The sequence below is a fragment of the Mesorhizobium cantuariense genome, assembly GCF_042647205.1.
GTDB lineage: Bacteria > Pseudomonadota > Alphaproteobacteria > Rhizobiales > Rhizobiaceae > Mesorhizobium > Mesorhizobium cantuariense.
This window is the reverse complement of sequence record NZ_JBHRVD010000001.1, coordinates 5,610,145-5,623,536: the sequence shown is the minus strand read 5'-3', so window position 1 is coordinate 5,623,536 and position 13,392 is coordinate 5,610,145. Positions and strand designations below refer to the sequence as shown.

The window sequence follows — 13,392 nt, the reverse complement described above, 5'->3', positions numbered from 1 at the left end:
AGTAGCCTATCCTATGTTCGCCAAGTCGAAACACCGACCCTTGGAGAGCAGACATGACCGCCCCGAATTTCGTCATCCTCTATGTCGACCAGCCGCAGCAGAGCGGTGCCTTCTACAGTGCGCTGCTCGGCCGTGAGCCGGTCGAAAATTCGCCGACCTTCGTGCTGTTCGTTCTCGACAACGGCTTCAAGCTCGGCCTCTGGTCGCGCCATACGGTGGAGCCTGCCGCAGCCGCGGCAGGCGGCGGCGCCGAGCTCGTCTTTGCGCTGGATACGCCGGACGCGGTCGATGCCACCCATGCCGATTGGGCCGGACGCGGGCTGAAGATCCTGCAGACGCCGACCGACATGGATTTCGGCCGCACCTTCGTTGCGCTCGATCCCGACAATCATCGCCTGCGCGTCTACTGGCTGTCCGACGGGGAACAGGCCGATGGGGAACAGAAATGAGCGCGTACTGGATCGCGGTGGCCTCGGCCGAACATGTCCAGCGCGGCCGCGCAAGCGGCTTCATGCAGGTCAACCATGGCAAGGCAGCACCGCTGCGTCGCGTCAAACCCGGCGATGGCATCATCTATTATTCGCCGACGACCATTTTGAGCGAAAAAGATAGCCTGCAGGCCTTCACGGCGATCGGCACGGTGCGGGAAGGCGAACCCTATCAGGGTGATATGGGGGGCGGCTTCACGCCGTTTCGTCGCGATGTCGAGTGGGCGAAGGCCGAGGAAACGCCGATCAAGCCGCTGCTCGACAGGCTGCACTTCACGGCCGACAAGTCGAACTGGGGCTATCAGCTTCGCTTTGGCCTTTTCGAAATCGGGGATCACGATTTTCGCGTCATCGCCGAGGCGATGGGCGCCAAAATGGCTGTACCGGCAAACTAGGCCGTGAGCGCCTTGTAGACGGCAATGCCGGCGGCAAGATCCTCGAGCGCCGCGCCCACCGACTTGAACAGCGTGATCTCAGCGGCGCTCTCGCGGCCCTTCTTCTGGCCGCGAGCCAATTCGTGCAGATCGGCGACGATGGCTTCCGGCTTCAATACGCCGGAGGCCAGTGGCTGGACGATGTCGCCGGCCTCCTTGGTGGCGCCGGCGCGGGTGTCGACATAGACGCGGGCGAGCCTGATCGCGTCGTCATCGCTTTCGCGCATCGTCGGCGTAAAGCCACCGACCAGGTCGACATGGGTTCCCGGCCGCAACAATGCGCCCTTGATCAACGGCGTGGTCGTGATCGTCGCCGAGGAGACGATGTCGGCCTGCCCAAGCTCGGCATCGAGATCGCTTGCCGCGCTGGCAGCGAAGCCTTCGGCGCGCAGATCGGCCGCGACCTTCTCGGCATTGGCCGGGGTGCGGTTCCAGATGCGGATAGTCTTGATCGGCCGCACGGCTGAGTGCGCCTTGGCGAGGAAGGGCGACAGCGCGCCGGCGCCGACCACAAGCAGCCGCGAGGCATCGTCGCGGGCGAGATAGGAGGCCGCGAGCGCCGAAGCGCAGGCCGTGCGCCACTGTGTCAGCCGCTGGCCGTCGATCAAGGCTTCAGGCTCGCCGGTGGCGCCATTGAGCAGGAGATAGAGCCCCATCACCGCAGGCTTGCCGACGGCGTTGTTGTCGGGCGAGACGGTGACGATCTTGACGCCGATGTGACCACCGGCCGATGTGCCGGCCGCGTTGAGGTCGGTCCAGGCCGGCATCAAAAGCAGGGTGGAGGCCGCGCCATCTGGCCGCTCGATCGTATGATGATGCCTGACCGGCTGCACCGCACCGTCGCGGAACGCCGTGCGCAGCGTCTCGACCAGTCCGGGAAAGGTCAGCGCATGGTCGACCTCTGCGGCCGAAATGGTCAGCATGAAAAACTCCGTGGGGAAAAAACCGCCGACGGGCGGTTCAAGTGGTCGGCTTCGGCAATGCCGCCCCTTGGGCCGCCCCCTGGGCCGATCCCTGGGACGGGCCTTGCGGTGCCGCCGGCGCACGGCTGACCGCCTGGCGCAGGTTCTCGGCCTCGACGCCGCGTTGGCGCGCCAGCTTGCGGTAGCGGCCCTGCTTGACCCAGGTTGCCAGGCTGCCGACGATCATGCCGATGGCGAGAGCCAGGAACAGGAAGATGAACAGCGGCAAAGTCAGCGTCAGCTTAGGATTGCCGGGATTGAACGGGTCCAGCGTGAAGGCGACCAATTCGCGGTTGGCAACGGCGAGTGCGATCAGGATGATCGCCAACGGCACGAAGATCACGATGAGCATGAAGCGATTGAACATGATGTTTTCCGTCGGAAGCTGGCCTGTTCGAAAGGCCGTCTGGCGCTGACGCCGCGCCTACTTGCCGCCGTTCAGCCTTTCACGCAGTTCCTTGCCGGTCTTGAAGAACGGCACCCATTTCTCCTCGACCTCGACGGATTCGCCGGTGCGCGGATTGCGGCCGGTGCGGGCGGGGCGGTTTTTCACCGAAAAAGCGCCGAAGCCGCGCAGTTCGACCCGGTTGCCCTCCGCAAGAGCGTCGGTGATTTCATCGAAGATCGCGCCGACGATGTTTTCGACGTCGCGCAGGAAAAGATGCGGATTGCGCGTGGCAATAATCTGCACAAGTTCGGACTTGATCATGAGACGTGTCCCCGTGAAAGCAGTGCGGTCAAAATTATGAGGATGATTTTATTTGCTTTTTTCACTTGCCCCAAACGGCATCTCAAGGGTGCCAGACGGAAACGAGACCGTCAAGAAACAAGCGGTCGGCACCGAGTTCATGGATGACGTCGCCGCTATAGGCCGGCAGGCCGAGCGCACTGCCGATCATTTGCGACATCGCCTTGGAGAACAGGAAGCCGCCGCGCCGTTCGGTGTCCTTCCATTCGACGACCTTGAGTTTGGCATCGACGCCCTTGGTCGCCAGCCAGTCGACCGCTTCGGTCTCGCCGCCGACGGCGTCGATCAGTCCGTTGGCGACACCCTGGCGACCGGTGAAGATCGAGCCATCGGCAAGCGCCAGCGCTTGCTCACGGGTCATCTTGCGGCGCTCGGCAACGATGCCGACGAACCAGTCGTAACTGTCGAGGATGAGCTTGCGGACCATGGCGCGCTCGTCGTCATTGGTCGGCTTGAAGGGAGAGGGTGCGGCCTTCAGCGGCGAGGATTTCACTTCCTCCAGCTTGACGCCGAGCTTGTCCATCAGGCCGCTGACGTCGGGATACTGGATCAGCACGCCGATCGAGCCGACGATCGAGGTCTTGCGGGCAACGATATGATCGGCGGCACTGGCGATCATATAGCCAGCCGATGCGGCGAGCGTGCCGACTGCCGCCACCACCGGCTTCTCGGCGGCCAGCTTGCGCACCTCTTCATAAATCGATTCACCGCCGACCGTGGTGCCGCCTGGCGAATCGATCGACAGGATCACGCCTTTCACCTTCGACGACAGCCGAATGGTTTCAAGCCGCTCGATCAGTTCCTCGTCCTCGGTGATCGTGCCTTCGATCTTGACCTTGGCGATATGATCGACCGTCGAGCCGCCGAAATCGTCGCCATAGAACCAGGCTGAAAGCGCAATCACCCCAAGTGCAACGATGCCTATGGCGACGACGCGCCAGAATGTCAGCTTGCGCCGCAAGCGGCGGCGGTCGATCAGGTCGTCGGCTCTCAGTGCCATGGTCAGCCTTTCAGTCGGCGGGAGGAGACGCTTTTAGACCATGATCCTCGCATCTGGAAGCAATTCTCTTTCCCGGTAGTGTCTCAGTTTGAATTTGCGGAAACGCCTAATCCTTTGGCCGAGTTGTGCAAACGCCCTATATACCGGCAAAAGGCATAGGAGACGTCATGATCGCCAAACACACAACCGCCGACGATATGGCTCGAACTGTAGGCGTCGACCCGAACACATTTCGCCAAGCGTTGCGTAATGTGAAGCACCCTCGGAAACGCAACACTGATTGGGAAGTAAAAATTGGCTGCCCATCATATTCGGGAATGCGCACCGTTCTGGTTGGTCTCATACAGCGGAAGGCGGCCTGACGCCGACCCGATTTAAGGCTAGAAGCGCCCCGCTGACGTGATCGGCAACGTCGCATACACGATCGACCGGGCCGGCCAGGCGGGGCATCCGATGTCACGTATTTGTGCAATCGCCGAGGTCGGGCGGCGAGACCGACAGCTGATAAATTTTACGCCGTGTGTCTGTTTCTGCTATGGAGAACGTGCAGTTGTGCGGACCTCGTTTTCGTCTGTACAAGGGCGGCTGTCACATTTTTGCAGTTTTCGTGGGCTTGTGCTTGCTTGAAGGCGCCGGCGTCCCACCTATAGGCGGTGTTCCCGGGTGGGCAGGGGTTTAGAAGAAAGCAGTGAATGTTAGCGCGACCGATTGAACCGACCAACGCCGAGATGGAGTTGGTCCCCCAGGCGGACGGCCGGACGCGTGGCGACGCGTTCGACCGCGCGCAGCGTCATTCGCGCCGTGTCCGCGTTCTCAAGTTTGCCCTGCCGGTGGCTGCGGCACTGATCGCCGTCGCGTTCCCGGTCTATTCCTACCTCGCCGCACCTGTCTCCGTGAAGGTTCAGGCGGAAGGCACGGCCTTTTCCAATGGCAAGCTGGTGATGGCCAATCCCAAGCTCAACGGTTTCACCAAGCAGAAGCAGCCCTATTCGATGACGGCGTTGCGCGCTATCCAGGATGTCGGCACGCAAAGTATCATCGAACTGGAAGGCATCGACGCCAAAGTGCCGATCGCGCCCGACAATGTGGCGGCGATCAAGGCCTCGCACGGCACCTACGATCGCGACGGCAATACGATGAACCTGACCAGCGACGTGACGATCACCACAACCGACGGCATGCAGGCCAAGTTCAAATCGGTCTTCCTCGACATGGGCAAAGGCACTATGAAGACGGGAGATCCCGTCGATGTCAGCCGTGGCGGGTCGCGGATCACGTCGGATTCGATGTCGGTCCAGGACAATGGCAAGATTCTGGTTTTCGAGAACAAAGTGCGCGTCAACATCGATTCCGCCGCCTTGAAGACGGCAGAGGGAAACAGCGGAGAAACCAATGCTGCTCAGTAGTTCGACGCGGCTCGCGGCTGCAACTTCGGCGTTGCTGCTGCTCGGACTTGTGCCGTCATTGGCGCAGACCACCAGCCAATCAGGCCTCAAACTGTCCGGCGACAAGCCGATCCAGATCGAAAGCGACAAGCTGGAAGTCCGCCAGGCCGACAGTGTCGCCATCTTCACGGGCAATGTCAGCGTCGTCCAGGGGCCGACATTGATGAAGGCCGGCAAGATGATGGTTTATTACGTCAAGGATCCCAACGCCGGCGCCAAGGGCGCGGAAGCGGCTGGCGCGGCAGCGATGACCGGTTCGGCCAACATCGACCACCTGGAGATTTCCAACAAGGTGTACATCAAGTCGGATGCGCAGGTCGCGACCGGCGATCAAGGCAGCTTCGATATGAAGAGCCAGGTGCTGGTGCTTTCGGGTCAGAATGTGGTGCTCTCGCAAGGCGACAACGTCCTGGTGGGCTGCAAACTCACCGTGCAGATGAAAACCGGGCTGGCCCAGGTTGATCCATGCGCCGGGAAACGCGTCCAGATGTCGATCACGCCGCCACCGAAATCGGGAGCGACGAACCCCTGATGGTCAGCCTGTCGTCGCTGACGGCGCGTCTTCCGAGGCGGGCCGCCGGCAAGATTTCGGCACCGGCCACGGTGACCGTCGATGCGGGAAAGTTCAAGGGAACCCTGATCGCCAAGGGCCTGACCAAGAGCTACAAGGGCCGCAAGGTCGTCAGTGGCGTCACCATCGGCGTGCGCGCCGGCGAGGCCGTCGGGCTGCTCGGCCCCAACGGCGCCGGCAAGACGACCTGTTTCTACATGGTCACCGGCCTGGTGCCGGTGGATGAAGGCACGATCGAGATCGACGGCTTCGATGTCACGTCGATGCCAATGTACCGCCGCGCCCGCCTCGGTATCGGCTATCTGCCGCAGGAGGCCTCGATCTTTCGCGGCCTGAGCGTCGAGCAAAACATCCGCGCCGTGCTCGAAGTGGTCGAAAAGAGCCGCAAGGAACGCGAGCGCAATCTCGACGAGTTGCTCGAGGAATTTCACATCAGCCATCTGCGCAAGGCGCCATCCATGTCGCTCTCTGGTGGCGAGCGGCGGCGCCTGGAAATCGCGCGCGCGCTGGCGACGCGTCCGGCCTACATGCTGCTCGACGAGCCTTTTGCCGGCATCGATCCGATCGCCGTCGCCGACATCCAGCAATTGGTGCGCCACCTGACGGCACGCGGCATCGGCGTCCTCATCACCGATCACAATGTGCGCGAAACGCTTGGCCTGATCGACCGCGCCTACATCATCCATGCCGGCCAGGTTCTGACCCATGGAAGGGCCGACGAAGTGGTGGCAAACCCCGATGTGCGGCGGCTTTACCTCGGCGAAGGTTTCACGCTCTGAGCGGTTCGTCGTTTCACGGAAACGCCAAACCGCTCAGTCTTTTCGTCTTGACGCAATTCCGGACGGAAAACCGTCTTTCACTTTTCCTGGAATTGCTCTGAGCGTGAAATTTGTTTCCTGACACGATTTTTTGCGCTTCGCCCGGCTCTTTTCCCTCGGTTTTGCTCCGAGATAACGCTCCGGTAAGCGGGTTTTGCTAGCAATTGCCTTGACAAGCAAAAGCCGGGCCAGTTTCTATGGCCGGCTGCAAAATTCTTGTCCGGAAGTCCGGATGCGTAGACGAGGCGTTTGAAACCGAACCATGGCGTTGGCGGCCAAACTACAGCTACGACAATCGCAGTCGCTGGTGATGACGCCGCAGCTGATGCAGTCGATTCGGCTGCTGCAGTTCACCCATGTCGAGCTTGAGCATTTCATCGACGAGGAGATCGAGCGCAATCCGCTGCTGGAGCGCGCCGAACCGCAGGACGATGCCGCCAGCGACCAGATGCAGAAGATCGAGGCGGAGCCGCAAGCCACCACTGACGGCGACTGGTTCGAAAACGAGACGCAGTGGAGCGCGGAGGCGATCTCGGACAAACTCGACACGTCGCTGGAAAACCTGTTTCCCGACGATCCGGGTACCAGCGAGCGGCTCGGGCCCGACCTGACGGCGCAATGGAAATCGGCTTCCGGCAATGGCGCGAGTTCCTCATCCGAAGGTTTTGACGCCGGCGACATGGCGGCAGCGGCGATCACGCTGCGCGACCATGTCGGCGAGCAGGTCGCGCTTGCCTTCGCCGATCCGGCCGCGCGGCTGATCGCCGCCGACCTCGCCGACGGCCTCGACGAGGCCGGCTATTTGCGCGCCGACCTGGCCGAGATCGCCGCCCGTCTTGGCACGGACGTAGCCGCAGTGCGAAAGGTGCTGGCGGTGTGCCAGACCTTGGAGCCGGCCGGCTTGTTTGCCCGCGACCTTGCCGAATGCCTGTCGCTGCAGCTTGCCGTGCGCGACCGGCTCGATCCGGCGATGAAGGCGCTGATCGCCAATCTCGAACTCCTGGCACGGCGTGATTTCCATGCGCTGAAACGGATCTGCGGCGTCGACGAGGAGGATCTGCTCGACATGCTGGCCGAGATCCGGGCACTCGATCCCCGGCCGGGCATGGCGTTTTCATGGGGCGCCAGCGACGCGATCGTCGCCGATGTAGAGGTGCGTGCCGCCAATGACGGCAGCTGGACGGTCGAGCTCAATGCCGAAACGCTGCCGCGCGTGCTGGTCGACCATATCTATTTCGCCCAGGTCTCGCCGCAGACGAAGAACCAGGCGGAAAAGGATTTTCTTGCCGAATGCCTGCAGAACGCCAACTGGCTGACGCGCAGTCTCGACCAGCGGGCGAAGACCATCCTCAAAGTCGCCTCGGAAATCGTTCGCCAGCAGGATGCCTTCCTCGTCCATGGCGTGCGCCAGCTGAAGCCGCTCAACCTGCGCACGGTGGCCGATGCCATCGGCATGCACGAATCGACGGTCAGCCGGGTGACCGCGAACAAATACATGCTGACGCCGCGCGGTGTGTTCGAACTGCGTTACTTCTTCACCGCCTCGATCGCCGCGTCGGGCGGCGGCGATGCGCATTCCTCGGAAGCCGTGCGTGACCGCATCAAGCAATTGATCGATGAGGAAAAACCCGTCGACGTGCTTTCCGACGATGCGATTGTCGACATGTTGCGCGAGAGTGGCGTCGATATTGCCAGGCGTACGGTCGCCAAGTATCGGGAAGGCATGAATATTCCCTCCTCGGTGCAGCGTCGGCGCGAGAAACGGGCGATGGCCAGCGCCGGGCGCTGACGCGGTTCGATTTTCCACAGGCCGGCACTTCATTGACAAGCTGCGGTGAAGTGGCTAGAAGCCCGCCCGCATGAGAAGGGCTAGATGCCTGCATGCGGATGGTCCGTCACGACGTTGGCCTCGGGACGGTCAAAGGGCGGCCTGTGATCAACCGGAAAGTTCGGATTTAAAATCGGCGCGAGTGACGCCGCAAAGCTTGTGCGCACGGATCACGAGTATAAACTCGGGCCAGTTTGAAGCCTGAGCAAGGAAGGTCAGTTTTCAGATGAATCTGCGTATATCGGGAAAACACATGGATATCGGCGATGCGTTTCGGACACGCATCAACGATCGCGTCGGCGAAGCAATCGGTAAATATTTCGATCGCGGCTTTGCCGGACACGTCACGGTCATCAAATCGGGGTCGCGCTATTCGGCGGATTGCATGATCCGGCTGGATTCCGGCGCTTCGCTGCAGGCCACCGGCGATGCCCAGGATCCGACATTGGCCTTCGAGGCCGCGGCGGATCGTCTGGAAACCCGTTTGAGGCGCTACAAGCGCCGGCTGAAGTCGCACAATTCGGGCGCCGCCAATGGCGAACCGACCGACATTGCCTATACGGTGATGGCGCCGCTTGCCGATGACGACGAGGACATTCCGGAGAATTTCGCGCCGGCCATCGTCGCCGAATCAACCATGACGCTGAAGACCATGTCGGTGGCGTCGGCGGTCATCGAGCTCGACACCAAGGACAGCCCGGTCTTCGTCTTCCGCAACGCCGGAAACGACCATCTCAACATCGTCTATCGCCGGCCCGATGGAAACATCGGCTGGATCGACCCGTCCACGACCAAGGTCGCACAAGCGTGACGACAAGGGTCGCATGGTGACGACAAGGGTCGCACGGGCGTGACGACAAGGATCGCACGGGGATAAGGGCCGGCCGCACGAGGGGTGGGGACTGGTGACGGCAGGCGAACAAGGGATTTTCTAGCATGGATCTGAGCGATCTTATCAACGTTCCGGCGATACTGCCGGCGTTGAAGGCGAACTCCAAGAAGCAGCTGCTGCAACTGCTGTCCGAACGGGCAGCGGCGATTTCCGGCATTCCGGAGCGGGAGGTGTTCGACACCATCCTGCAGCGTGAGCGGCTGGGTTCGACCGGCGTCGGCAACGGCATCGCCATTCCGCATGGCAAGCTGGCCGGCGTGAAGCGCATCGCCGGGGTTTTCGCCCGGCTGGAGACACCCGTCGATTTCGAATCGCTGGACGATCAGCCGGTCGATCTGGTGTTTCTGCTACTGGCGCCGGAAGGGGCGGGCGCCGACCACCTCAAGGCACTGTCGCGCATCGCTCGGGTGCTGCGCGACACCGACACGGTGGCCAAGATCAGGGGTACGCGCGACGCCGCTGCGATCCATGCGCTGTTGTCGGACACCCAGGCCTCGCACGCGGCCTGAATTTTGAGAGTGATACCGCCACAAGGGTCGCCATGGGCGGCCCTTGCCGTTTCAGCAGGAAATTGCTGTCAGTGAATGGCGACGGTGGTCAGGTCGTTTTCCATGGCGCCGGCCAGAGCGCGGTCACGCGCGTCCGAAAGCAGGATCGGCTGGCCATTGGCGGCAAACAGCGCCCACAGTTCCATGCCGGGAGCGATTTCGCCGAGGTTCGGGAAACGGCCGAGCAATTCGTCGCTCGAAACCTTTCTGAGATAAGCGACCGAGCCCTCGCCGAGGTGGGCGAATTCGCCGCTTGTCATGGTGATATTTTCGTCAGTTCTGGTCATTTCAAAGCCTCCTTGGCGCGAGGACGCCGCTCAAGGCCATCCCGCATGAGAGCCATCGGTAAAGATCAGTCTTTCACCGATATGTTTATTTTCCGTACCAGCCGTTCGGACTCCGGCCGATCGAGGTCGATCGACAAAAGGCCGTTCTTCAACTCCGCCGCGATCACCCGCATGCCGTCGGCCAGCACGAAACAGCGCTGAAACTGGCGCGCGGCGATGCCGCGATGGAGAAATTCGCGCTCGGTGTCGTCGGTCTGACGGCCGCGCACGACCAGCTGGTTTTCCTCCGTGGTGACATCGAGATCGCTTTCGGCGAAACCGGCGACCGCCAATGTGATGCGCAACCTTTCGGTCTTGCCGTCGGCGCCGCTGAGGCGTTCGATATTGTAGGGAGGGTAGCTGTCACCGGACTTCGCCAGGCGTTCCAAGGTCTTTTCCATGGCGTCGAAACCAAGGAGAAGCGGGCTGGAAAAGGGCGTCATTCGGCTCATGTTACACTGTCCTCTCAAGAGCGACATAAAGTGGAAAAACCCAGATGGCATTTTTCCCGGTGGCCTTGATATGGTCCGCCCCGCGACCAAGTTCAAGCCGTCAAAAGACCCGCCCAAAAAGACCAGGTCGTGGACTCACAGGAATGATCGACATGGCGCTTGAAACGGCGAGCAGATGCAAGGAGAAGCGCGCAGGTCGGGATTGTCTTCCCCGGTCGAGCGGTTCGACATGGCAGCTCGCGGCCGCTTCGGCGTCATTTGGATGTTTCGATCGGATTCATTCAAGTCCATGGCCTCGCCAAACAAGGAATTGAAATGCCCCAATCACGCAAGATCATCATCGACACGGATCCCGGCCAGGATGATGCCGTCGCCATTTTGCTGGCGCTCGGCAGCTCCGAGCTGGAGATCGTCGGCATATCAGCGGTTGCCGGCAACGTGCCGCTGAAGCTTACCGAAAAGAACGCCCGCAAGATCTGCGAACTGGCTGGCCGCCCGGACATCAAGGTCTATGCCGGCGCCATCCGGCCCCTGATGCGCGAACTGGTCACCGCCGAGGAAGTGCATGGCAAGACCGGCCTCAACGGACCGCAATTGCCCGAACCGGCGATGAAGCTGCAGGACCAGTACGCGGTCGATTTCATCGTCGAGACCCTGATGGGGGAAGAGAGCGGCACAATCACGCTTTGCGCGCTCGGGCCGCTCACCAACATTGCGCTGGCGCTGATCCGCGAACCGCGCATTGCACCGCGCATCAAGGAAATCGTGCTGATGGGCGGCGGCTTCTTCGAAGGCGGCAATGTCACCCCGACCGCCGAATTCAACATCTATGTCGATCCGCAGGCCGCCGACGTCGTGTTCAAATCCGGCATCCCGATCGTGATGATGCCGCTTGATGTCACCCACAAGGCGCTGACCACCGCCAAGCGCACGCAAACCTTCCGCGCGCTCGGCACCAAGGTCGGCACCGCGACCGCAGAGATGCTGGAATTCTTCGAGCGCTTCGACGAGGAGAAATACGGCACTGATGGCGGGCCGCTGCATGACCCCTGCGTCATTGCCTATTTGTTGAAGCCTGACCTGTTCAAGGGCCGCAACTGCAACGTCAGCGTGGAAACCAGTTCGGAACTGACCATGGGAATGACCGTGATCGACTGGTGGGGCGTAACCAAACGGCCGAAGAACGCCATGGTGATGCGCGACATCGACCATGATGCGTTTTTCGCATTGCTGGTGGAGCGGTTGGGGCGGCTTTAGGACCGCCTCTTACCCCTCAAGCAATCGGTAGGTGTCGGTGCCGTTCTTGTGGTGCTGGCGCTCGAGAGGGAGCACCGAGCCCACGGGATGCGGTGTTCCCACATCATCGTCGATGAATATGAGCGCTTTGCTGTCATCGAGACGGACATCATATGTGTAATACAGGCCACGGCCGGCGGCGGCCTTCGGATTGATGGGCGCCCTGATATATTCGACCACCCCTGTCACCCGCTGAGTTGCAGTGACCGGATTGTTTTGCATTTGTACGGCATGAACGATCGGGGCCAATGCAAAAGCACAGAAGAAAGCGACGCCGACTGCGGTGCTGCCGTACTCTTCCTTAAGCAGAAGCAGGCGATTCTGAAGAGAAAACCGTGTTTGGCTCATGCATTATATTTGTTAGTGGCAAATACCGCATTCAATACACTGCCTTCAAAAATTTCAGTGGTCGCGCCTTGGGTTGGGGAGAACCATTGGCCGGTCGCCGCTCATTCTGGAAACCGGTAAAAGATCGTTCCATTGTCGCGCGTGACACGCTCTATGCTTGTACGCGCGTCGATCAGATGCGGGCGCTGGTCCTCGATGAGAACAGACGGACCGTTCTCGATAGAGACCAGATAGATGCGGACGTGGTCCCACTGGACACTTCTGACTATTGCGTCGACGGTGTCGACCGACCGGATCGGACTGGCGTCGTTGGCCCATTTGTGCGGATCGAGGGCGAACAGCACCGCAAACATAGCAATGACCAGGATCACGCCGGGCGCGTTCCTTTTCACATCCGCAAAAGTCCATGGCACCGGCATGAATCCCCAACCGCCAATTCATGTGGTGGACAGAAGGCCGACTTTCAATCGGCCTCCTCAGGAGATTGCTGTTAGCGTCCCGGCTCCCGACCGCCGCTACTTCGACCGCGAAAACGCCAGCCACAGGCCGCCGCCGACCATGAAGCTGCCGCTGATCCGCGACAAAAGCTTGATGCGGCTGGCCGACAGCAGGCGCCCGGCGCGGCCGGCGGCCAGCGCGTAGGTCGAATCCGACATGGCGGCGAAGATCATGGCGGTCAGGCCCATGACGGCGATCTGCAGCGAGTAGTTGCCTTGCGGCGATATGAACTGCGGAAAGAAGGCGCCGAAGAAAATCAGCGTCTTGGGATTGCTGAGCGCTACCAGCAGGCCCTGCAGGAAGAAGCCGCCGCGCGGTTTCCTGGCTGTTCCATCCGCGTTCAGCGTTCCCTTGGAGCGGAACATCTGCACGCCCATCCAGATAAGATACGCGGCGCCAATCAGCCGCACCCATTCGAACCAGTGGCCCATACCCGAAATCAGCGTGTTGAGGCCGATGCCGACGATGGCGATCATCACGGCAAGCCCGGCCTGTGTGCCGGCGACATTGGCGAGGCCGGCGCGGTAGCCATGGCGAATGCTGTTGGCGATGATCAGCGTGACGGTCGGACCGGGCACCAGGATGATGACGATGCAAGCCAGGACATAGGCGGCGTAGAGTTCCAGCGACATGATTTTTCCTCATGGATGCCGCCGAGGCGGCGCAGCTGAGGATAATCAATGCATGGCGGCGATAGCGTTGCAAGCCGGTGTGCGAAGCGTCGCGACACGCCGGTGC

General features: G+C 61.4%; 19 protein-coding genes. 10 read left to right on the top strand and 9 right to left on the bottom strand.

Annotation, left to right across the window (positions count from 1 at the left end; genetic code table 11):
* Positions 1-53 precede the first annotated feature (53 nt).
* Positions 54-449 carry a VOC family protein gene (locus ACFOJ9_RS27445; protein ID WP_378983315.1) on the top strand — a complete coding sequence of 132 codons (396 nt, stop codon included), beginning with the start codon at positions 54-56 and terminating at the stop codon, positions 447-449.
* The gene (locus ACFOJ9_RS27440) at positions 446-883 is read left to right on the top strand and encodes an EVE domain-containing protein (protein ID WP_378983312.1); all 438 of its coding nucleotides are present in this window, start codon (positions 446-448) and stop codon (positions 881-883) included. Before ACFOJ9_RS27445 ends, ACFOJ9_RS27440 begins: the two co-directional genes overlap by 4 nt.
* On the opposite strand, the gene ACFOJ9_RS27435 is transcribed toward ACFOJ9_RS27440, so the two are convergent.
* From ACFOJ9_RS27435 to sppA, 4 genes are all read right to left on the bottom strand, one after another.
* Positions 880-1,845 (bottom strand): ornithine cyclodeaminase family protein, encoded by a 966-nt coding sequence (locus ACFOJ9_RS27435; protein WP_378983309.1) that lies wholly within the window; start codon positions 1,843-1,845, stop codon positions 880-882. The genes ACFOJ9_RS27440 and ACFOJ9_RS27435 overlap by 4 nt on opposite strands.
* Positions 1,846-1,882: 37 nt before the next feature.
* Positions 1,883-2,251, bottom strand: coding sequence for a DUF1049 domain-containing protein (locus ACFOJ9_RS27430; RefSeq protein WP_378983306.1), 369 nt, complete (start codon positions 2,249-2,251; stop codon positions 1,883-1,885).
* Between the two features lie 57 nt (positions 2,252-2,308).
* Positions 2,309-2,593, bottom strand: a complete 285-nt coding sequence (locus ACFOJ9_RS27425; RefSeq protein ID WP_006200394.1) for an integration host factor subunit beta — start codon at positions 2,591-2,593, stop codon at positions 2,309-2,311.
* A gap of 82 nt (positions 2,594-2,675) precedes the next feature.
* Positions 2,676-3,632, bottom strand: a complete 957-nt coding sequence (gene sppA / locus ACFOJ9_RS27420; protein WP_378983303.1) for a signal peptide peptidase SppA — start codon at positions 3,630-3,632, stop codon at positions 2,676-2,678.
* Positions 3,633-3,799: 167 nt separating this feature from the next.
* Here sppA and ACFOJ9_RS27415 point away from each other — a divergent pair, with 167 nt between their 5' ends.
* From ACFOJ9_RS27415 to ptsN, 7 genes are all read left to right on the top strand, one after another.
* Positions 3,800-3,994, top strand: a complete 195-nt coding sequence (locus ACFOJ9_RS27415) for a hypothetical protein (RefSeq protein ID WP_378983300.1) — start codon at positions 3,800-3,802, stop codon at positions 3,992-3,994.
* Positions 3,995-4,324: 330 nt separating this feature from the next.
* Positions 4,325-5,038 (top strand): LPS export ABC transporter periplasmic protein LptC, encoded by a 714-nt coding sequence (gene lptC / locus ACFOJ9_RS27410; RefSeq protein WP_378983298.1) that lies wholly within the window; start codon positions 4,325-4,327, stop codon positions 5,036-5,038.
* Positions 5,025-5,609, top strand: a complete 585-nt coding sequence (locus ACFOJ9_RS27405; protein WP_378983296.1) for an LptA/OstA family protein — start codon at positions 5,025-5,027, stop codon at positions 5,607-5,609. Before lptC ends, ACFOJ9_RS27405 begins: the two co-directional genes overlap by 14 nt.
* Positions 5,609-6,427: an LPS export ABC transporter ATP-binding protein gene (gene lptB / locus ACFOJ9_RS27400; protein WP_378988081.1), complete on the top strand. Its 819-nt coding sequence runs from the start codon at positions 5,609-5,611 to the stop codon at positions 6,425-6,427. Before ACFOJ9_RS27405 ends, lptB begins: the two co-directional genes overlap by 1 nt.
* Positions 6,428-6,728: 301 nt before the next feature.
* Entirely contained in the window at positions 6,729-8,255 is a 1,527-nt protein-coding gene (gene rpoN, locus ACFOJ9_RS27395; protein WP_378983294.1) for an RNA polymerase factor sigma-54, read from the top strand.
* Between the two features lie 265 nt (positions 8,256-8,520).
* Positions 8,521-9,105, top strand: coding sequence for a ribosome hibernation-promoting factor, HPF/YfiA family (gene hpf, locus ACFOJ9_RS27390; protein ID WP_126070528.1), 585 nt, complete (start codon positions 8,521-8,523; stop codon positions 9,103-9,105).
* Positions 9,106-9,230: 125 nt separating this feature from the next.
* On the top strand, positions 9,231-9,695 hold the full coding sequence (gene ptsN / locus ACFOJ9_RS27385; RefSeq protein WP_378983289.1) for a PTS IIA-like nitrogen regulatory protein PtsN: 465 nt from the start codon (positions 9,231-9,233) through the stop codon (positions 9,693-9,695).
* A 68-nt stretch (positions 9,696-9,763) separates the two neighbouring features.
* Here ptsN and ACFOJ9_RS27380 read toward each other — a convergent pair whose 3' ends face one another.
* Positions 9,764-10,021, bottom strand: a complete 258-nt coding sequence (locus tag ACFOJ9_RS27380) for a BQ00720 family protein (RefSeq protein WP_127412738.1) — start codon at positions 10,019-10,021, stop codon at positions 9,764-9,766.
* A 65-nt stretch (positions 10,022-10,086) separates the two neighbouring features.
* Positions 10,087-10,512, bottom strand: a complete 426-nt coding sequence (locus ACFOJ9_RS27375) for an Hsp20 family protein (protein ID WP_023760739.1) — start codon at positions 10,510-10,512, stop codon at positions 10,087-10,089.
* A 315-nt stretch (positions 10,513-10,827) separates the two neighbouring features.
* On the opposite strand from ACFOJ9_RS27375, the gene ACFOJ9_RS27370 reads away from it, so the two are divergent.
* Positions 10,828-11,769, top strand: coding sequence for a nucleoside hydrolase (locus ACFOJ9_RS27370; RefSeq protein ID WP_378983285.1), 942 nt, complete (start codon positions 10,828-10,830; stop codon positions 11,767-11,769).
* 9 nt (positions 11,770-11,778) lie between these two features.
* On the opposite strand, the gene ACFOJ9_RS27365 is transcribed toward ACFOJ9_RS27370, so the two are convergent.
* The 3 genes from ACFOJ9_RS27365 to ACFOJ9_RS27355 form a co-directional block, all read right to left on the bottom strand.
* Entirely contained in the window at positions 11,779-12,156 is a 378-nt protein-coding gene (locus ACFOJ9_RS27365) for a hypothetical protein (RefSeq protein ID WP_378983283.1), read from the bottom strand.
* A 101-nt stretch (positions 12,157-12,257) separates the two neighbouring features.
* Positions 12,258-12,527 carry a hypothetical protein gene (locus ACFOJ9_RS27360; RefSeq protein WP_378983280.1) on the bottom strand — a complete coding sequence of 90 codons (270 nt, stop codon included), beginning with the start codon at positions 12,525-12,527 and terminating at the stop codon, positions 12,258-12,260.
* A gap of 144 nt (positions 12,528-12,671) precedes the next feature.
* Positions 12,672-13,286 (bottom strand): LysE family translocator, encoded by a 615-nt coding sequence (locus ACFOJ9_RS27355; RefSeq protein ID WP_378983277.1) that lies wholly within the window; start codon positions 13,284-13,286, stop codon positions 12,672-12,674.
* Positions 13,287-13,392: the final 106 nt, after the last annotated feature.